The following is a 20,536-nucleotide window of genomic DNA, read 5'->3' as shown; positions in this document are numbered from 1 at the left end:
ATGAATTTTAATTTTAAAAAATACCCTATATTGTATTTAGCAAATTCAGTTAAACAATTAAAGTTATTATCTATTGAAAAATTGCCTCAGTTGTGTTTTGAATTACGTCAATATTTATTGGAAACTATTAGTAAATCTAGCGGTCATTTGTCTTCTAGTTTAGGAGTTATTGAAGTCACAGTAGCGTTGCATTATGTACTTGATACCCCTTTTGACAATTTAATATGGGATGTAGGCCATCAAGCTTATCCTCATAAAATTTTAACTGGAAGAAGAAATAGTATATTTAGTATTCGTACACGACATGGGATACGTTCGTTTCCTAGTAGACAAGAAAGTAAATATGATGTTTTAGGTGTTGGTCATGCTTCCACTTCAATTAGTGCTGGAGTTGGAATGGCCATTGCTTCTAAAAAAGAAAAAAAAGGTAGAAAAACTATATGTGTTATTGGTGATGGTGCAATGACTTCAGGTATGGCATTTGAAGCAATTAATCATGCTGGATATAATAGTATACATTTACTAGTAATATTAAATCATAATGATATGTCTATTTCAAAAAATGTAGGCGCTTTACACTCATCTTTTTCTAAAGCTAAATTAAATTTTAAATTGATAAAAAAATATAAGAAAAAAAGTAATTTTTGTGTTAAATCTGATTTTTTAAAAGATGACTCGTTATATCAAAAAAAATATTTAGAGGATATAAGATCATCTAATACTTTTTTTGAAAATTTGGGATTTCAATATTTTGGCCCTGTGGATGGACATGATGTGTTTTTATTAGTGGATATAATTAGTAGATTAAGTACTCAAAAGTATACTAATATTTTACATATAATAACTAAAAAAGGAAAAGGATATTTTCCTGCTGAATTAAATCCTACAGAATGGCATTCTGTTCCTAGATTCAATGTTCTAACTGGAAAGATGCGTGCAGAAATTAAAAATACTCTTACTTATTCTGAGGTTTTTGGACATTGGTTGTGTACTATAGCAAAAACTGATAAAAAATTAATAGGAATTACACCTGCTATGACAGAAGGTTCAGGTATGGTGAATTTTTCTAAATACTTTCCTGATCAGTATTTTGATGTTGCAATAGCTGAACAACATGCTGTCACTTTTTCTGCAGGATTAGCTATTAGTGGTTATAAACCTGTCCTTGCAATTTATTCTACTTTTCTTCAAAGAGCTTATGATCAAGTGATACATGATGTAGCACTTCAAAAATTACCCGTATTATTTGCAATTGATAGAGGAGGAATAGTTGGTCAAGATGGCGAAACTCATCAAGGAGTATTTGATTTAACTTATTTGAGATGTATTCCAAATATTATTATTATGACTCCTAGTAATGAAAATGAATGTTTTCAAATGCTTTATACTGGATATTGTTATCGCAAAGGTCCTAGTGTAGTGAGATATCCAAGAGGTAGTGGAACTGGAATAGCTTTACAATCTATGAGATCAATTCCAGTTGGAAAAGGTATTTTAAAAAGATTAGGAAAAAGGATTGCTATTTTAAATTTTGGACCGCTATGTATTTTTGCTGAACAAGTAGCACAGAAATTAAATTTCACTTTAGTAGATATGCGCTTTGTAAAACCATTAGATATTGATTTGATTTTGAACTTGACAAAACATCATGATTTTTTTGTTACTCTTGAAGAAGGCATCATTGCAGGCGGAGCTGGTAGTAGTATTAATGAACTATTTATGCGAAAAAAAATTACTATTCCTATTTTAAACATTGGGATTCCAGATAAATTTGTTCCTCAAGGTAATCAAACTGAAATCCGAAGTGAATACAAGTTAGATGCAGATGGTATTTTAGAAAAGATTTTATCATGGTTAAATGAGTGATATAATTATGTTTTATTTTTTTATATGGTACCTCATTTTTATAGCAGCTTTATCTAAAACTCCATTGATAAATTTGTGACTTTCTTCTGCTCCAAACAATTTCGCTAATTCAATTCCTTCGTTAATGGTTACTTTATAAGGAATATCATGTCGTCTTTCTAATTCATAAAACGAAATTCTAAGAATAGCTTTTTCAATTTGTCCTAGTTCACTAATAGATCTAGAAAGATAAGGTTGCATTAATGTATCTAAATGTTTTTGATTATTTGTTATTTCTATGATCAATTCATGGAAATAAATTTTATCGATATTTTGCATATTATTCTTTTCATAGAATTGATTTTCTATTTCATAAATATTATTATGTGATAACTGCCATGAATACAATGCTTGTACAGCACATTCTCGTGCTTTTCTTCTAGGTAAAGGTTTCATAAGTAGATAAACAGTTCCTTTTCGTTTTTAAAAAAGTAGTTATTAAATTTTTTTTGTTAATGTTAATTTAATGTCGCTTCCTATTTTAGCAATATTTTTAAAATTAAATTGAGGAACCCAAGATAGTTCTTCATATTTATCGAGTATAAATAATGGTTTTGCATAGTGGCCTAACAGTTTTGGAGCCATATAAATAATAATTTCGTTAATGATATTTAATTTTAAAAAAGATCCAGATAATGATGCTCCTGATTCTATCCATATTTTATTGATTTGACGTTTTCCTAATAATTTTATAAGGTTCATTAGATTAATTTTGTTGTTTTCATTTTTTAATATTACTTGTTCTACATGGCTTGGCCAACACTTGTTATCGTGTGTTAATCTTATGAGTAGTATTTTTCCAGGTTCTTTTATACATTTATGTAATGGAGTTATACGGTTTTTGCTATCAATAATAACACGTAAGGGTTGTCGAATTTTATTTTTATTACTCCAATTTATATTTTTTTCTTTTTTTATTGATGTGTTTCTTACGGTTAACAATGCGTTGTCTGCAATAACAGAATTACTGCTACTAATGATAGCGTCAGATAGTTGTCTATGTATGTGAACGTCTTGACGAGATGTATACGATGTAATCCATTTACTTAATCCATTGTATAGCGCAGTACGTCCATCAATTGAGCTAGCAAGTTTTAATTGAATCCAAGGAATTCCAGTTCGCATTCTTTGAAAAAATCCTTTGTTTATATTTTCAGATTTATGAGGTATTACTCCTACTTTTACTATAATTCCTTTTTTTTTAAGCCATTTTATTCCATTTCCAGATACTTTTGGATTTGGATCTATTGTGGATACTACTACTCTAGAAATACCTGATTTTATTAATTCTATGCAGCAAGGAGGAGTATTTCCAAAATGACTGCATGGTTCTAAAGTAATATATGCTGTAGCTCCTTTTGCTTTTATTCCTGCTTGCTTTAAAGCATATATTTCTGCATGTGGTTGTCCAACTTTTTTATGCCATCCTGTTCCTAAAATAATATTATCTTTTACTATGATACACCCAACATTGGGATTTGGTGATGTAGTTAATATTCCTTTCTTGGCTATTTGTATTGCTTTATTCATATAAAATATGTCTGTTTTAGTGATTTTTTTCATAACTTTCTTAGAACAATAGTTCTTATTATTAGATAATGGTAGTAGTTATATTTAAAATATAAAATACGTTAGAAATATTGTAATTGAAATATTTTAGTATTTTTAACAAAAATGATCATATCCCTTGCATGAGAAGTTTATTTTTTTTTTATTATAGAAAATGTTATATCCTTTTTTAATATGATGAATTTCTCCAATGCAGGTGTAAGGTATTCCTAGATGATGAATTTTATTATTTAAAATTGATATATTTTTTTTTGGTATTGTAAAACAAATTTCATAGTCTTCTCCTGAATTTGTAGCAAAAGTTAACCATTGTTTTTTTGTAAAATGTTTTTTGAGTGTTTTAGAAATTGGTAATTTTTCTAAATTGATGTTTGCTCCGTGTTTACTGGATTCTAACATTTTTTTTACATCAGTCAATAATCCGTCTGATATATCAATGGCAGAATTAGCAATATTCCTTAATAATTGTCCATGTGTGATTCTTGGAATGGGATGTAAATGTTTTTTAATTAGATAATCAAAATCCTTTTGTATATTATATTTTTTATTTTTTAATAAAAATAAACCTGCTGCGCTATCTCCCAAAGTTCCAGTAACATATATTAAATCTCCAATTTTTGCTCCATTTCTTAATAAAGCTTGTTTTTTGGGAATAATTCCATAAATACTGGCTGTTATACTCAGCGGTCCACTAGTAGTGTTTCCTCCAATTAATTTCATATTGTAAGTATTTAGTGTGTGAAAAAAACTTTGACTAAAATGTTTTATCCAATATATATCAACTTTTGGAATAGTAAGTGATAATGTGATCCATTTAGGCTTTGATCCCATTGCTGCAAGGTCACTGAGATTTATTGCAATTATTTTATATCCTAAGTCAGTAGGGTGAGTATTTTTAAAAAAATGAGTTCCTTCTATTAATGAATCGGTACTGATGGCAAGAGTATTATTTTTTGGTATTGTTATTATTGCGCAATCATCTCCAATATCTTGGATAATATGTTTGTCATTTTTTTTTAATGTATTTCCAAAGTAATTTTTAATGATTTCGAATTCATTTAAGTTCATATAGATTTTTATTTTAAGATATATTTGTTTTTATTTAAAACACGTATCTTATATTTTATAGAAACATTGGTTAATTAAAGATTATATTTAATTTCTATTAATGGTATCAATAATATTTATCATTTCTAATGCAACTAAAGCAGATTCTGATCCTTTATTTCCTATTTTTGTTCCTGCGCGTTCTATGGCTTGTTGAACATTATTAGCTGTAATAATTCCAAAAGAGATAGGGATTGTATATTGATTACTAATTTTAGAAACTTGTTTTATAACTTCATTTGATAGCAGAGAGAAATGAACAGTACTGCCTTTAATAATTGTTCCTAATACAATAATAGCGTTGTGTTTTTTTTTATTAGCTATGATATGTGAGATAATAGGAATTTCAAAGGTTCCTGGAACGTATATGATAGTTATATTTTCATCTTTTATTTGTCCTATTCGTTTAAGAGTATTTAGTGCTCCATCTAATAAATGTTTATTGATGAAATAGTTAAATCTGCTAATAATTATAGCAATTTTTGCTGTTTGTGCTAAGACAGTTGCTTCAATAATTTTCATATTTATTATATACATTAGTTAGTATGATCTTAATAGTTTTAATTGTAGCGTAGCGCAAGTTAAAGTTTATATGATACTTATAGTGTTTATGGAACGTAAAATAATATCATTTTTTTAATTTTTCGGTAAAGGTTTAATTTTGTTTCATAATGAATTTACTAATATCTAGTTTTTGTAAAGGTTTAGTATTTATATAAATTAATAGGTATTGTATTTTATAGAATATAAGAACTATTTTAAAATAACATTTTTAGTTAATTTTTTAATTTATATTGCTTCTAATAATTTTTTCTATTTTAATATTTGTTGTAAAACAATTTATCAGTTGATTTCTATATATTAAAATATATTTTTATTTCTATTACAAATATTTTTTATTTTTTTTAAACATTAATATTTTACATTAATGACTCAATTAAAGTTATTATGAGTTTGTTATTTTCTGTATATTCTACAATAAATTTTTTAGGATAATTTTTATAAAGAGATTTAATATTTTAATGAATTTATATTTTATATTTTTATTTGCATTAAAATTTAAAAAAAGATTGCATATTTATTATAATAGAGTATAGTTTTAAGTATAAGCCGCGGGGTGGAGCAGTCTGGTAGCTCGTCGGGCTCATAACCCGAAGGTCGTCGGTTCAAATCCGTCCCCCGCAACCAATTTTTATTATTATACTGTAAATTATTTATAACGGTTTTGATTCATTATTAGAATATTATTTTGAGACGTTTTAATTATTTCTAAATCAATAAGAACATTCATTTATAGATAAACCGCTGTATCTGATTGTTTTGTTTTTTATTGATTTTTTAAATATTGTTTTATTACTATATATAGTTAATTGATTTTTTGCTCGAGTAATAGCTGTATAGACCAGTTCTTGAGTTAAAATTTCAGAATAAATGTTAGGTAATACTAGATCTACGTTATAAAATTCTGATCCTTGCGATTTATGCACTGTCGTTGCCCAGTTTGTTTGAAATTTAGGTAATAAATTGATAGGTATAAATTTTATTTTTTTATTATTTATAAAAAAACAAGCTTGTAACTTTTTTTTATCATCATATATGATAATACCTGAATCTCCATTATACAGTTTTAGATTATAGTCGTTTTTTAAAATTAAGATTGGTTGTCCAAAATATATTATATTTTTATTAAATATAACAGTTTTAATTAGTCCTCTATTTTTCATTTCATTCTCTAATTCTGAATTGAGTCGTTTTACTCCAAATGGTCCTTCTTGTAAAGCACATATTAGTCTATAATTATTAAAATTTGATATGATCTCAATAGGAGTCTTTTTTTTATTCAAGTAGTTCCAATAATTCATGTTATTCTCAGTTAAATTTAAAATCATTTTTCTATAATCTTGATTGGTATCGATACAATGGAAATTAACGTCTTTATATATATTGCAAAATAATTTTTTAAAATTATTAAATTTATTTTGTTTAATTTTAGTAGATATTTTAGCAATATTGGATTGAATATGAAAACGATAGTTTTTTTTCAAAATGCATATTTTATCGCTGATATTAGAAAATTTATGTTTTTCAGTTTTTTTAACATCAGTAATATCAAAAAAATTAATTGTTTTTATTATAGATTGACTATATCCATTGCAGTAGTAACTATGAATATCTTTTAAAATATGGCCACAATTTATTGAAGGTAATTGATTATGATCACCTAAAAATATAATTTTGGTTTTTTTTGATATATTATCAATTAATGTTTCCATAGTAAAAATATCAATCATAGACGATTCGTCTACTATTAATACATCTATGTCTGAAATATGGTCTAATGTTTTTATATTTAAAGTATTGTCTATGTTGATACCTAAAAGACGATGTAAGGTGATAGCAGGTTTGATTAATAAACTATTTTGATATAAATGTGAAAACATTGACATGGATTTTTTTATGGATTCAGTTAAACGATTGGCAGCTTTTCCTGTAGGAGCTGTTAACTGAATATTTAATTTTTTATTAGATATTGTAATAATAGCTATTAATATTTTAAATGCTATCGTAGTTTTTCCTGTTCCAGGACCTCCCATGATAAATGTTACTTTGTTAATGATGGATAAAACGATTGCAATTTTTTGTAAAGTTTCAGTATTGTTACATAGCAGAAATGTTATTTTTTTTTTAATTGCAATTAGATTTTTTATTTTATTATTATTATTTTTTGATATAAAATTAAATATTTTTTTTTCTGCTATCCACATTTTATGTAAGTATATTTTTTTATTAAAAATAATGAGAGGAGTAGACAAAGATCCATTACTAATGACTTTATTTTTTAACAATTCTAATTGAAAATTATGTGATAATTCTGTTTTTTTCCAAATTTTATTAATTAACTTAGTATGATGTTTTGTATTAAATACTTGTTTATTTTCTAGAACTGAAATTGGGAGACACGTATGTCCTATTCTAGTGAAGTAACTAATGCAAATAGTTGATAATATTATTTTTGGTGATTGGTTCTGTGCAATAGAGATAGAGAAATAGAAGTCGGATAGAGTGATAATATTTTTTTTAATAGCTTTTTTTAATAAAAACATTATTTTCATTTATTTTTTCCTGTTGCTCTTTTTAAAAAAGATTATCAAGTTGTTTAATACTTGTTGACGTGGGTAACGTAAAAAATAATCCTTTATCTGGGTCTGTTATATTTCTAGCTCTTAAAAATAAGAGATAAACCCCGCCGAAATGTTTATGAAAAGAATAATTGTTAATGCGTTTTTTTAAATATCTATGTAAAGCAATACTATATAATTGATATTGTAAGTCATAATGATGTGTATATATTACGTTTTGCATTGCTGGAATAGAGTAATCTAACTTTGAGTAACCTAGCCAGTTAGATTTATAATCTACTAAATAATATTTTTTTTCCCATTTAAAAACTAAATCTATTGATCCTACTAATATTCCTTTTATGGAATCAAAAAAAATTTTAGAAGATGATTCCGCAGATGAGTTAAAATTACGAATCACTCTGTTTAGTTTTGTATCTGTGAGTTTATTTTTTATAGGTAAAAAAAATTCTAGTTCTTTAACATAATTATTAGGATTTAATTGAGATAGACAAAGATTATAGTTATTTAATGGCGTATTTAAAATTTTATAGATCCAATCTTGTAACATGTTTCCCCAGTGTTTTTTGAAGTTATTTTTTTCAAGTTGTTGAGATATCCAAGTGATATTTATGTCTTTATGAAAATGAATGTGTTTTAATATTTTGTGAATAAATACTCCAATGTTTTTACCTCTTGGGAAAGTATGCGGCGTGAGTTCAATTTCATTTTTGTTATGTATCTTAATATCGGTATTAATACAATTGTGGTAGTTTTTCCCCGTTAATATTAAAGAAGTATCGTTATTCTTTAATTGGGAATAACTAGTGATTTTATAATTGTATTCTAATGTTCTCTTTAATTTGCGATTTTTGAGTTGTATACATTTTTTGTATTGTTTTGTATTGGTAATATTAATTTCAGGTGATTTCAAGGAAATTTTTATATTTTTATTATGGCTCATTTTTAAGAGAATATTATATAGTTGTTGATAATTGCATTTTTTTCCTGATTGTATTATATAACCTAAAGCATTGTTATGAATGTCTGAATAGTTTTTTATGTCTTTCTTTTTTTTGTTATTTATAGATGCAATTCCTATACAACAGTGAACAATGGTTCTTGTTAATGCTACATACAAAAGTCGCATATCTTCTGATAATGTTTTTTTTAATTCTATGGTATTTGATGTGGAGTTTGTGACGTTACTGATATTAGGATTTGTGCTATATAAAGTTATAAAAAAAGGCATCCATATTATTGGATATTCAAGACCTTTGGATTTATGAATAGTGACAATTTCTATACAGTTTTTATCATTGTTTTCTCGTATGTAATCTGTGTGAGGGACGTCATGTTTTTCTTCTATTTTTTTTTCTAACCATAAAATTAAAAAATGTTTCTTTTTAATTTTTTCAAATTTTTTTTCTAATAATTCTCCAATATGTAAAATATTTGAAATGTTAGGAGAATAGGTACAAGAATTATCTGTTGCATTTATTTTATGATTTATGATTATTTTATGAATCATATTTGTGATGCCGAAATTTTTCCAAATAACTAAATATTCATAAAATGTATCTATTATAATTGACCAAAGGGAGTATTTTGTTGTAAGGAGATCGATATCTTTACTTGTTTTATCTATAATTGTGGTAGACATAGCGCGTTTTAATAAGAATTTATTTTTGGGATTTAAAATAGCTTTAAAAATCCATAATAATTCTATTGCTTCAGTACTATGAAATACGCTTTCTCTTTTTGAGAGATATGTGGTTTTAATATTTGCCTTGCATAAAGCTGTTTGTATAATAGCTGCTTCTTGTTTGTTATTTACTAATATACAAATATCTTTTGGAGTAAGGTATCGAGTTTGTTTATGATGTATGATAACAGCATTTCCGTTTCTTCCTTCATTTAACCAGAATGAAATATAATTTATACATATTTCTGTAATCCATGTTTTATAGTCAGTAATTCCTATAGTAGGTGTTTTTTTTAATACAAAGTGTAAAGCTGGTTGAGGTATTCCGTTTATTTGAAATTCTATTTGTTTATTTTTATAAGTAGATTTTGCTGGAATAAAATTGATTTCAGGAAGTAAAAAAATATTTTTTTTTCTTAAAAACAGTAAATTTAAACTTTCTACTATTTCTTTAGAAGATCTCCAGTTAATTTTGAGTTGGTAGCAGTTGTTTATATTTTTTTTTGCAGTTATATATGATTTAATATTAGCTCCTCTAAAGCTATAAATAGCTTGTTTAGGATCACCTATGAAAATACATAAATCTTCTTTTAAATGATAAATTTTTTTAAATATTTGGTATTGTTGATAATCTGTGTCCTGAAATTCATCGATTAATAATATTGGGTATTGTTTTTTAATTATTTTTGTAATTGTCTCGTTTTTTTTATTTAAAATAGTATAAAGAAATTGAATTAAATCATTAAAATCAAAAAGTCCTTTTGTTTCTTTTTTCTTATTAAATCGTTTTTCGATTTGTACAATAGCTTCTAAAACAAATATTTTTTTTAACGAAAAATTAATTTCTAAGAAGTTTTCAATTATTTCAAATATGTTGTTTTTTGGTATTTCCCCGTTGGAGGTTTTTTTTATTAAATAACTTTTTTTAAAATATTGCAACTCTTTAGGAATATCAAAATTTTCTGTTTTATGAAGAGCCCATATGTTAATAATTTTTGTCCATCGGGATAAATTAGATTTATTATAGCTACGCTTGTTTATATTAGATTTATTTATTGATATCAGCATTATTGAACAATTTTTTAGCCATTTTTTTTTGAAGATTTTTATTTCTTGAATGAGCATGTTATAAAATTGAATGAGGTTGATTTTCTTCTTGATAGATGTATTTTTTTTTGCATGATTTTTTGATAGCAATGGTAATATATAATTCAGAAGGGTATTTGGATTTTTAAAGTACTTGACTATAATTTTAGCAATATTTTTTGGTAAAGAAATTAAATATTCATTCCAAAAGTCACTACTAGATTGAAGGTATAAATGATATTTATTTTTTATTATTTTGTTTTGGAATAATATATTAGAGCAAAATTTATTGATGTTTAGTGATTGATAACAAAATTCATGTATAGTATAAACAGCTAATTCATTTATTGATTTTTCTGCTCGATGTAATAAATGAATAGCTTCATCTAAATTTTTAATTTTATTTAACAAGTGTTGTAATACAATGTCGTTACTTTTTTTTTTTACATATTTTTTTAAATTCAAAAATATATTTTTTTATTCTATTTTTTATTTCTTCTTTTGAATGTTCTGTAAACGTGACTACTAAAATTTCTTTAATTAAAAATGTTCGATGAATGTTAGATATTTTTCCAATGCCTAGAATTAATCTTAGATATATAATAATTAAAGAAAATGTTTTTCCTGTTCCTGCTGATGCTTCAATTAATATTTTTCCTGATAAAGGTAAATTTACCACATCGTTAGTAGATATTGATTTTATTTTTTTCATATTTTATTATTTTTAAGTTATTGTTTATATATGAATTATTTTTATTTTTTATTGAATGTATTTTAATATAGGAAGAATCCATTTTTTAGCTGTAGTACATATTTTAGATATATTTTTTTCGTCTAAAGTTGTAATTATTTTTTTTAAATATAAATCATCTTTTTCTCCTATTTTCCAATTATTTCCCTCCCACGCTGCGATCATATTTTTTTTTGATTTTTGTAATTGAGTAGCTTTTGTAGAAATTATTTTATATTTTTTATCATATATAGTACTTAACCAGTTAATTCCTGAATTTGTAAGTAATATAGGTTTATGCATTCCTTTTACATATCCAATTATATATTGATTTAATAAATCTTTGGCTTTTTTCTTTTCTAATTTTATAAAAGTACAATTATTATTTTTTAATCCTAATATAGTACTATTACTAGGTTCATATATGGAACAATATACTAAATGTTCTAACCATAGAGAAATAATATCTTTGTTATTGATAGTAGTAGGTTTCCAGCGTAATAAACCTGTTTTGTTGTTATTTTTTAGTATTCCAAATAATGTATATTGATTAATTTTTATACGAAATTTTGTATTTCTTAAGTTTTTATTTTTTAAATAACTTTTTTTATATAAAGATGTCATTAGAATTATTTGGTTTTCCCAATATATTTCTCCTAAATTACCAATTGGTATAATTCCTTTACATTGGTAGTATAGAAGTAATTTTTTAGTATTTTTTTTCTTTAGTAAGAAATCAATTATGTTCATGTTAATTATGTAATGATTAAGTTTTGTAATTGAAAAGTTTTCTTTATTTAAATCTATATTTTTAACATTGTTAAGTATGATATGAAGTCGTTTATTGAAAAAATATTGAACGGGATGTTTCCAAAATGTAATTAATTCGGATAACATGATATCTTTAAATGTTATTGTTTGAAGAGTTGTTTCAAAGTTTTTTTTATTTTTTTGTTTTAATTTAGAAATTTTTAGCCAGGTTTCATTAAAACTTTGATATTTAGATCCTGTAATGAAATTTTTAATATTGTATGGTTTATCGGTGTGAAAATAGCATAAGTGAAAAATTAATTTTTTTTTGTTATCTTTTCTTTCTTTTCTACATTTTTTGTTAAAAATGTAGAAATTTTTGGAAATATATGACAATAATTGATCAATTAGTATGGATCTTTGATTAGTTTTATTATTTTTTTCGGATTCTTTGGGATAGCTAATTAATAATATTTTTTGCGTTGCTAGTATTGTTTCTAAAAATAAATATTCGTATTTGTTCTTTCTATATGGATCACATATTCTTGGGTATTTATGTATTAAATTAAGATGTTTAGTAGGAATTTTTTGAATAATAAATTTATCGTTCATTCCGATAATACAAATGACTTTAAATGGTATACTTCTTAATATAAATCCGTTACAAAAAGTCACTCTTCCAGCAAAGCAATTGTATATATTTTTTTTTTGAGAAATGTTTTTTAGTAGTTCATTTTTTAATAATTTTGCAGGAAGTTTTTTTGTATAACCTTCTTGAATTCCAGGTTCAACTATTTTATTCCAATTTTTTTTAATAGATATTATTTCTTCTTTTTGAATTTCATTTCGTGTAAAGAAATCATTTAAAAGCTGTTCGAAGATAATTTTCCAAGATGTTAATGGTTTTGAAATAGATAGTTTTTTTTTCCATTTGTGTAACAATAATTTAAATGTTATTAATTTACTGAATATTGTATAATGTTTTTCGTTTAAATAATTGAAAGGTACAATTGTGTTCCATATTGTATAACTGACATCATTAATTGCTTTTCCAAGAAATATTCTTTTCTCCTCATTACTAAAAGTATATTCTTGATTAATTTTTGGTGGTTTATGTTTTTTTAAAGTATTATTAGTTTCTGATTTAATTTGAAATTTTTTTATTATTTTTAATAAAATGATTATTTCTTTTTCTTTTATATTAAATTTTTTTAGTATAAAAGAACTTTTTAAAAAATTAAAAATATTTTTTTCATCAAGTGGATTATTAGGTAAATCTAGTATTTTTAAAATAATATTTGAAATTGTGTTTTTGTTTTCATTAGAAGTAGACGTAATGTAGAAAGGAATTCGATGTTTAGGGTTGATTGAATTAAATATAGAATGAATAAATGGAACATATTTATTTATATTTTTACTAATAATAAGAATATCATGAAATAGTATATCATCATGATTGTTAAGTACATCAAGTAAATTATCATGTAAGACTTCTATTTCTCTTTTTAATGTAGTGCATATGTGTATAGAAATAGATTTGTCGTTATTATATATTACTCTCTTATTTATACTATAATCGATGTTTTTTTTGTTTTTTTTTGCATTTAAGTTCAAATTAGTTTGTATTATATTTTTTTGTATTTTTTGTAGTAAACTAATAGGTTGTGGTATATTAAATACATTTATTTCTTTTTTGCTTATTAAGCTTAATAATAAAGTGTAATCATATCCATATTTTCCCCATAATGAAATGTTTGTGATATCATGATGTGTATTTAAGGTTGTATCGATATATTTTTTACAACATATTGTTGCTTTAAAAAAATGTGATGTACATTCTTTCATGAAATTACATTGATGTGTTTTAGGTTTTATTGCCTTTAGCAGTATTTTTTCTTTTTTATATGGAGTGATATAAAGGAAATAAATTGAACATAAATTACTTATTTTTTTTAACATTATTATGTTATATGGTGTTAAAATGTCGTTTCCAAAAACAAATATTCTTGATGGAAATGTATTCATATTGATGTTTTTTTGTTGTATTTTTTTTTCTAGAAGAAAAAGTAAGTTTGCATAGTTCCATGTTGGTTGATTTCTATGTTGCATATATTTTATAAGAGTTGTCCATAATAATTTGTTTTGATCCATGCATGATAAATTTATATTAAGTGGATTTTTGGAAATTTGTTCCCATTTCTGTATTAAGTCTGGTCGATAAAACAAATATTCTTTGAATTGTTGTGATACAAAAGATATTATTTCGAATAATTTTGTTTTGGAATGGCTATTACTAATAAATTTAGTTAGATGGTTAATATTTTTTATATTCATCATCTTCCATATTAGATGATATTTTTCAAACTCTGATTTAGCATATTTTTTAGGATTTATATGTTGAAAAACTGTCCACGCGAATTCGTTAAATTTAAAAAATTTAATATTTGATGCTATTGAGCATTGTTGAGCTATAAATATTTTTATCCAGTGATTTATGGTTTCATTTGGTGTAATGAATATTTCATTAGCTAATGGATTGCATAATGGAGTTGTAGTTATAATAGAACATGCTTTTTTCATAAGACAATGAAAATTATAGGATTTATATAATATAAACATAGCTTTTGTTAGGTAAGTGTAAAAATTTGTTTGAATTATTTTTTTTTATGATAATATACTTCAAGATGAGGATAAGGGATATCAATATTATTGGAATCTAAAGCTTTTTTAAATTGTGCCATTAAGTCCCAATATACTATGTTGAGTTCATCCGTATGACTCCAACAGCGTACAATAAAGTTAAGAGAAGATGGAGCTAATTCACTCAATCCGACAATAATATCTTTATCTTTTAATACTCTTTCTTCATTTTCTAAAACGTTTTTTAATACTTTTATTACTACATCAATATCAGAATTATATGATACACTAATGATGAACTCGTTTCTTCTAGTTTTTTCTCTAGAATAATTAATTATGTTTCCTGATATAATTTTCCCGTTAGGTATAACAACCATTTTTCCATCTAATGTTCTAAGAGTAGTATAGAATATATGGATGTTTAAAACTGTACCAGATATATTTCCTAAATTTACATATTCTCCAGTACGAAGTGGTCGTAATATTACTAATAAAACACCTGCTGCAAAATTGGATAATGAACCTTGTAAAGCTAATCCCACAGCCATTCCAGCTGCTCCTAATATAGCGATAACAGAAGTAGTTTGAACTCCAATACATCCTAATGAAGTTATTAATGTCAATGTAATGATTATATATCTTGCTAACGCAGCTAAAAATCCAGAAATGGTAGAATCAATATTCCTAGTAATCAAAACTTTATTGATGATATTTGAAACTATTTTAGCTATAAAAAAACCTACTATTAATATTATAATAGCAGACACGAAATTCATGACGTATCCTAGTAGTAATTCTTGATTTCTTATTAACCAATTTCCTGCATGATGAATATCGTTTACTACATTTAATTTTTCCATTTTATCTATATTCTTTAGAGTTCTTTTTACGTGACATTGATATTGGAACTATATAACGATAAATATTGTCAGTATAAATATTAAAATTAGGGAGAATAACATTTATCCTCCTCTAACTTTTTAGGAGGTATGTATGTATTGTAATATTTTTATAAGGTATTGTTAGAATTTAATATTTTAAATATTTTTTTTAGATAGTTTGATACTGATGATTGAGAAGAACGTATCCAAACTCTAGGATCGTAATATTTTTTGTTGGGTTTATCTGATCCATATGGATTACCTAATTGAGTTTGTAAATACATATGATTTTTTTTATAAAATTTTAATATTCCTTTCCAGGCTGCCCATTGGACATCAGTATCAATATTCATTTTTATTACTCCATATTTGATTGATGTCTTGATGTCCTTTAGTGAAGATCCAGATCCTCCGTGAAATACAAAGTTCAATGGATCATAAGATAGGTTATGTTTCTTTCTAACATAATTTTGTGATTCTTTTAAAATGGTAGGTCGTAAATTAACATTGCCTGATTTATATACACCATGCACGTTTCCAAATGATGCTGCGATAGTAAAGCAAGGACTTATAGAAGATAAGTATTCATATGCAGCATTGACATCGGTTGGTTTAGTATATAATAAAGAATTATCTATATCAGTATTATCTATTCCATCTTCTTCTCCTCCTGTGCAACCAAGTTCCATCTCTAACATCATATTGATGTTATTCATTTTTTTTAAATATTGTTTGCATTGACTTAAATTAAATTCTAATGGTTCATTAGATAAATCTATCATATGAGAAGTAAAAAGAGGTTTTTTATTAATTTTGAAATATTTTTCTCCTTTTTTAATTAATTCGTCAATCCATGGTAACATGGTTTTATTACAATGATCAGTATGCAAAATTACAGGAATTTCATAGTATTTAGCCATTAGATGTACATGCTGAGCTCCTGATATAGCACCTAATATTGCTTGTTTGTGTCGAGAACTTGTTTTTAATCCTTTTCCTGAAATAAAATTTGACCCTCCATATGAAAATTGTATTATTACTGGACTATTAACTTTTTTTGCCGTTTCTAAAACGATATTTATAGAATCAGTTCCTATACAATTTATTGCAGGTATTGCAAAACAATTTTTTTTAGCTATTTCAAATATTTTTAATGCATCGCACCCATTTATTACACCTGGATTTATTAAACTCAAAATATTACACATTTTAATATCCTATGAAAGAGAAATTTTAATATAAGTAAAATTATTTTATTTTTTTAAACGCAATTTTTTAATAATTTTATTATAGGAAATTCCCCTTGTTCTAGAAATTTTAGAAAAGATCCTCCTCCAGTAGATATATAAGAAATTTTGTTTTTTATGTTTAGTTTTTCTATTACGGATAAAGTATCTCCTCCTCCTGCTATAGAAAAAGCATTGCTATTAGCAATAGTGTTGGCTAATATTTCTGTTCCTTTCCTAAAATTTTTGAATTCAAATACACCTATTGGTCCATTCCAGAAAATGGTTTTTGCTTTTTTTAGTATTGGTACCATTTTTTCTATTGTTTTGTCTCCGAAATCCATAATTTCTTCGTTTATGTTTATGTCAGAAATATTTTTAGAAATTCCTATACTGTCTTTATTAAATGTTGTGCTTACTCGAGAATCTATTGGTACAAAAATATTATAATTATCGCGTAATAATTTAGCTTGATCGACGAAATTAGGCTCATGAAGAGATTTTCCCACATTGTGGTCAATAGATATGAATGTGTTAGCAATACCTCCTCCAACTATCAAGGTGTCTGATATCTTTGACAATGATTTTAATAAATTGAATTTTGTTGATACTTTTGCACCTCCAACAATAGTTACTAGAGGTCGAATTGGATTTTTTAAAAATTTTTTTAATGTTGTTAGTTCATGTTGTAACAGCAATCCAGCACATGCTATTTTCGAATATTTTGTCAGTCCATAAGTGGATGCTTCGTTTCTATGCAATGTTCCAAAAGCATCCATAACAAATATATCGCATAAATTTGCATATGCTTTAGATAAAGAAATGCTATTATTTTTTTCTCCTTTGTTGAATCTTACGTTTTCTAATACAGCAAGTTCTCCTGATTGGATATCTATTCCATGTAAATAGTCTTTACAAAAATTTACTTTAGTATCTTTAAACATTTTTTTAAAATATTTAAAAATGGGAAATAATGACAGTGATGAATTATATTTTTCTTCCTCTGGTCTTCCTAAATGAGAAGCAACAATTACTTTTGCATGTTTTTTTAATGCTAATTGAATAGTTGGTAATGATGCGTGAATTCTAGCATAAGATACGATTTTTTGGTTTTGAATTGGTACATTTAAATCTGATCTTATAAGTACTGTTTTATTTGCAAGACTTAAATCTTTTATTGTAATTATTGGCATATTTTTTCCATTAATAAAATGTTTGATAAAATAAAATTCTAAAAAATTTAAATGAATTTAAACATTATTTTTTAGAATTTTGTTGGTTTTATAAAAATGAAAGCTTTTATTACAAATATATATTTTGATATTTTAAATGTAAACAAAAAAATAAATTAAAATATATTTTTATTGCACTGTTAAGATTTTTTAAATATATAATAGTATTTTGCGCATGTAACTAATCGATAAAATATCAATATTATTCAACGTTAAAAATATTTTTATTTTTTAACAATGTTAGTTATTTTTTGAAATGTTACGATTTTTAGGCATGTTGATTTCCTTTTTAATCAATAAAAGCATAATGTATATTTTTGTATTTGAGTTTTTTAACATGATTATTTAGATGTGAAACCAAGATTTAACACCGTCTAAAAACATTTGAGTAGATAGCATGATTAATATTAATCCCATTAGTCTCTCTAAAGCATCTACTCCTTTAGCACCAAATAAACGTAAAAACATATTTGATAATAATAAAATAATTACTGTGCAAGTCCAGGCTATTAAAAGTGATCCAGTTAGGTATATTATTTTATTTAAGTATTCATGTGATAGTACTATCAATGTAGCTAAAAGAGATGGACCTGCTACTAAAGGAATAGCTAAAGGAACTAAGAATGGTTCTTCGCTGATGTATGGTTTTTCTTTTTCGTAGTGGTGGGAAGGAAATATCATTTTGATAGCAATTAAAAATAAAATTATTCCACCTGATATTGAGACTGTTTCGGTTTTTAAATTTAGTAAAGTAAGAATTTTTTCTCCTGCAAATAAAAATAATAACATTATTATTAATGCTACTGTCATTTCTCGTAGTAATACTATTCTGCGGCGTTTAGGCTCTAAATTTTTTAATATAGACATAAATATAGGAAGATTTCCTAATGGATCCATAATTAAAATTAATAAAATAGTTGAAGAAATCATTTCGTTCATAATTTACTCATATTAAAAAATTTGTAATACGTTAAAATAATATAAAAAATTATATCTATTAAGATATTAATTTTTAATTTATTTGAATAATTTTAAAAGATATAATTCAATGATTTAAACTTTGTAGTAATTAATCAATGTACAACTAAATATTTTGATTTATTATCCGATTAATATTTTGTAGTACAATTGAATAAGTTTTACTATTGTTTAGTAAGTATCTGTGGGTAATATTTTAGTGATTCTAATTATAAATTTTAACAAATTTTTAACTTTAGTTAAAGTCATATAATAGTTTTTGTTATATATAGGTCAGGAGTTATGCGATATTTAAAATTACTTGCAATAATATACTTTGCGTTAAATATATTGTAATATCATGTTAAATTTTTTAATTTGCATTTTACATTATTGGATAACATAAATTATGAAAAAATCTGTAGGTTTTGTTGGATGGAGGGGAATGGTGGGATCAGTTTTAATGCAACGTATAGAAGAAGAAAACGATTTTTGTTTTTTTGATCCAGTTTTTTTTTCTACGTCTCAAATTAATAAAAAAGGTCCTATTTTTAATAGTCAATATTATGGACATTTACGTAATGCTTACAATTTAGATATATTACAAGAATTAGATATTATTGTTACATGTCAAGGAAGTGAATATACAAAAAATGTATATTATAAATTGAGACAAAGAGGTTGGAAAGGATATTGGATAGATGCTGCCTCTCATCTTAGAATGAAAGATGAATCAGCTATTGTGTTAGATCCAATTAATTTATCAGTAATTAATGAATCACTTAATAATAATATTAAAACTTTTGTGGGTGGAAATTGTACTGTGAGCTTAATGCTAATGTCGTTAGGGGGGCTTTTTTCTAATAATTTAATTGATTGGGTAATGGTTTCTACTTATCAAGCAGCATCAGGGAGTGGAGCATCACATATGATTGAATTATTAATGCAGATGAATATGTTATGCAAAGAAGTAATTGATGATATAGATAACCCGTCTCAGTCTATTTTAAGTATTGAAAAAAAGATTAGTAAAATAAGTTTATCTAAAGATTTCCCAGTTAACAATTTTCGTGTTCCATTAGTGGGTAGTTTGATTCCTTGGATTGATATTAAAATAAAGAACGGACAAAGCAAAGAAGAATGGAAGATTCAGGCTGAAACAAATAAAATATTATCATCCAAACAAGATATTATTATTGATGGTTTGTGTGTTCGAATTGGATCTTTAAGATGCCATAGTCAGTCGTTCATGATTAAGTTAAAGCAAGATATTTCTATAACAGACATTGAACATATTTTGTCTAATCATAATGATTGGGTAAAGGTAATTCCAAATGAAATTGATGAAACTATAAAATATTTAACTCCATGCGCAGTGACAGGGACTTTAATGACTCCTGTAGGAAGATTAAGAAAATTAAACCTTGGAAATAAATATATATCTGCATTTACTGTTGGAGATCAATTATTATGGGGTGCTGCAGAACCTTTGCGACGAATGTTGAAATTGCTTGTAGATTAATTTGAGTATTTTTTATTATGATATTCATGTAGTTTAGTACTATAGAATATTATCCTAACAATTATTAAAAATAAGTTAATAATTGTTAGTTTTTTTGAAAACTGAAA

14 protein-coding genes and 1 tRNA gene are annotated in these 20,536 nt (G+C 25.0%); 3 read left to right on the top strand and 12 right to left on the bottom strand.

The features are described from left to right. Entirely contained in the window at nt 1-1,866 is a 1,866-nt protein-coding gene (dxs, locus tag U0T55_02110; protein XBC42704.1) for a 1-deoxy-D-xylulose-5-phosphate synthase, read from the top strand. A gap of 12 nt (nt 1,867-1,878) precedes the next feature. Here the strand turns inward: dxs and nusB are convergent, their stop codons facing one another. The 4 genes from nusB to ribE all read right to left on the bottom strand — a co-directional run bounded on the left by nusB (nt 1,879) and on the right by ribE (nt 5,103). Further along, nucleotides 1,879-2,301, bottom strand: coding sequence for a transcription antitermination factor NusB (gene nusB / locus U0T55_02105; GenBank protein ID XBC42703.1), 423 nt, complete (start codon nt 2,299-2,301; stop codon nt 1,879-1,881). 42 nt (nt 2,302-2,343) lie between these two features. Continuing rightward, a complete protein-coding gene (gene ribD / locus U0T55_02100; GenBank protein ID XBC42702.1) occupies nt 2,344-3,468 on the bottom strand; it encodes a bifunctional diaminohydroxyphosphoribosylaminopyrimidine deaminase/5-amino-6-(5-phosphoribosylamino)uracil reductase RibD in 1,125 nt (374 codons plus the stop codon). A 102-nt stretch (nt 3,469-3,570) separates the two neighbouring features. After that, nucleotides 3,571-4,542: a thiamine-phosphate kinase gene (gene thiL, locus U0T55_02095; GenBank protein XBC42701.1), complete on the bottom strand. Its 972-nt coding sequence runs from the start codon at nt 4,540-4,542 to the stop codon at nt 3,571-3,573. A gap of 87 nt (nt 4,543-4,629) precedes the next feature. Then, entirely contained in the window at nt 4,630-5,103 is a 474-nt protein-coding gene (gene ribE, locus U0T55_02090) for a 6,7-dimethyl-8-ribityllumazine synthase (protein ID XBC42700.1), read from the bottom strand. A gap of 589 nt (nt 5,104-5,692) precedes the next feature. Here ribE and U0T55_02085 point away from each other — a divergent pair. Continuing rightward, nucleotides 5,693-5,769 (top strand) — tRNA-Met (locus U0T55_02085). An 86-nt stretch (nt 5,770-5,855) separates the two neighbouring features. Here the strand turns inward: U0T55_02085 and recD are convergent. The 8 genes from recD to U0T55_02045 form a co-directional block, all read right to left on the bottom strand. Beyond that, nucleotides 5,856-7,694 (bottom strand): exodeoxyribonuclease V subunit alpha, encoded by a 1,839-nt coding sequence (gene recD, locus U0T55_02080; protein ID XBC42699.1) that lies wholly within the window; start codon nt 7,692-7,694, stop codon nt 5,856-5,858. Between the two features lie 22 nt (nt 7,695-7,716). Continuing rightward, nucleotides 7,717-10,956, bottom strand: a complete 3,240-nt coding sequence (recB, locus tag U0T55_02075) for an exodeoxyribonuclease V subunit beta (protein XBC42698.1) — start codon at nt 10,954-10,956, stop codon at nt 7,717-7,719. Next, entirely contained in the window at nt 10,922-11,203 is a 282-nt protein-coding gene (locus U0T55_02070) for a UvrD-helicase domain-containing protein (GenBank protein XBC42697.1), read from the bottom strand. The genes recB and U0T55_02070 overlap by 35 nt, the downstream gene beginning before the upstream one ends. A 48-nt stretch (nt 11,204-11,251) precedes the next feature. Then, the gene (locus U0T55_02065) at nt 11,252-14,551 is read right to left on the bottom strand and encodes an exodeoxyribonuclease V subunit gamma (GenBank protein ID XBC42696.1); all 3,300 of its coding nucleotides are present in this window, start codon (nt 14,549-14,551) and stop codon (nt 11,252-11,254) included. A 74-nt stretch (nt 14,552-14,625) separates the two neighbouring features. Next, complete coding sequence (gene mscS, locus U0T55_02060; protein ID XBC42695.1) at nt 14,626-15,471, bottom strand: small-conductance mechanosensitive channel MscS; 846 nt, start codon at nt 15,469-15,471, stop codon at nt 14,626-14,628. A 149-nt stretch (nt 15,472-15,620) separates the two neighbouring features. Further along, complete coding sequence (gene fbaA, locus U0T55_02055; protein XBC42694.1) at nt 15,621-16,700, bottom strand: class II fructose-bisphosphate aldolase; 1,080 nt, start codon at nt 16,698-16,700, stop codon at nt 15,621-15,623. A gap of 53 nt (nt 16,701-16,753) precedes the next feature. Beyond that, nucleotides 16,754-17,911: a phosphoglycerate kinase gene (locus tag U0T55_02050; protein XBC42693.1), complete on the bottom strand. Its 1,158-nt coding sequence runs from the start codon at nt 17,909-17,911 to the stop codon at nt 16,754-16,756. Between the two features lie 384 nt (nt 17,912-18,295). Continuing rightward, nucleotides 18,296-18,889 carry a YhgN family NAAT transporter gene (locus tag U0T55_02045; GenBank protein ID XBC42692.1) on the bottom strand — a complete coding sequence of 198 codons (594 nt, stop codon included), beginning with the start codon at nt 18,887-18,889 and terminating at the stop codon, nt 18,296-18,298. Between the two features lie 427 nt (nt 18,890-19,316). Between U0T55_02045 and asd the strand changes: the two genes are divergently transcribed. Next, nucleotides 19,317-20,429: an aspartate-semialdehyde dehydrogenase gene (gene asd / locus U0T55_02040; GenBank protein ID XBC42691.1), complete on the top strand. Its 1,113-nt coding sequence runs from the start codon at nt 19,317-19,319 to the stop codon at nt 20,427-20,429. Nucleotides 20,430-20,536 lie beyond the last annotated feature (107 nt).

Origin of the sequence: Buchnera aphidicola (Kaburagia rhusicola ensigallis), from assembly GCA_039830025.1 — a bacterium.
Lineage (GTDB): Bacteria > Pseudomonadota > Gammaproteobacteria > Enterobacterales > Enterobacteriaceae > Buchnera_B > Buchnera_B aphidicola_AW.
Note: the sequence above shows the minus strand (reverse complement) of the source record. Positions and strands in the feature narration are given on the sequence as shown.

Bases quoted from the DNA above. Each gene is read 5' to 3' on its own strand.
- U0T55_02045 (XBC42692.1), bottom strand. From the start codon at position 18,889: ATGAACGAAATGATTTCTTCAACTATTTTATTAATTTTAATTATGGAT.
- ribE (XBC42700.1), bottom strand. From the start codon at position 5,103: ATGAAAATTATTGAAGCAACTGTCTTAGCACAAACAGCAAAAATTGCT.
- fbaA (XBC42694.1), bottom strand. From the start codon at position 16,700: ATGTGTAATATTTTGAGTTTAATAAATCCAGGTGTAATAAATGGGTGC.
- asd (XBC42691.1), top strand. From the start codon at position 19,317: ATGAAAAAATCTGTAGGTTTTGTTGGATGGAGGGGAATGGTGGGATCA.
- U0T55_02065 (XBC42696.1), bottom strand. From the start codon at position 14,551: ATGAAAAAAGCATGTTCTATTATAACTACAACTCCATTATGCAATCCA.
- nusB (XBC42703.1), bottom strand. From the start codon at position 2,301: ATGAAACCTTTACCTAGAAGAAAAGCACGAGAATGTGCTGTACAAGCA.
- U0T55_02050 (XBC42693.1), bottom strand. From the start codon at position 17,911: ATGCCAATAATTACAATAAAAGATTTAAGTCTTGCAAATAAAACAGTA.
- mscS (XBC42695.1), bottom strand. From the start codon at position 15,471: ATGGAAAAATTAAATGTAGTAAACGATATTCATCATGCAGGAAATTGG.
- recD (XBC42699.1), bottom strand. From the start codon at position 7,694: ATGAAAATAATGTTTTTATTAAAAAAAGCTATTAAAAAAAATATTATC.
- ribD (XBC42702.1), bottom strand. From the start codon at position 3,468: ATGAAAAAAATCACTAAAACAGACATATTTTATATGAATAAAGCAATA.
- dxs (XBC42704.1), top strand. From the start codon at position 1: ATGAATTTTAATTTTAAAAAATACCCTATATTGTATTTAGCAAATTCA.
- thiL (XBC42701.1), bottom strand. From the start codon at position 4,542: ATGAACTTAAATGAATTCGAAATCATTAAAAATTACTTTGGAAATACA.
- U0T55_02070 (XBC42697.1), bottom strand. From the start codon at position 11,203: ATGAAAAAAATAAAATCAATATCTACTAACGATGTGGTAAATTTACCT.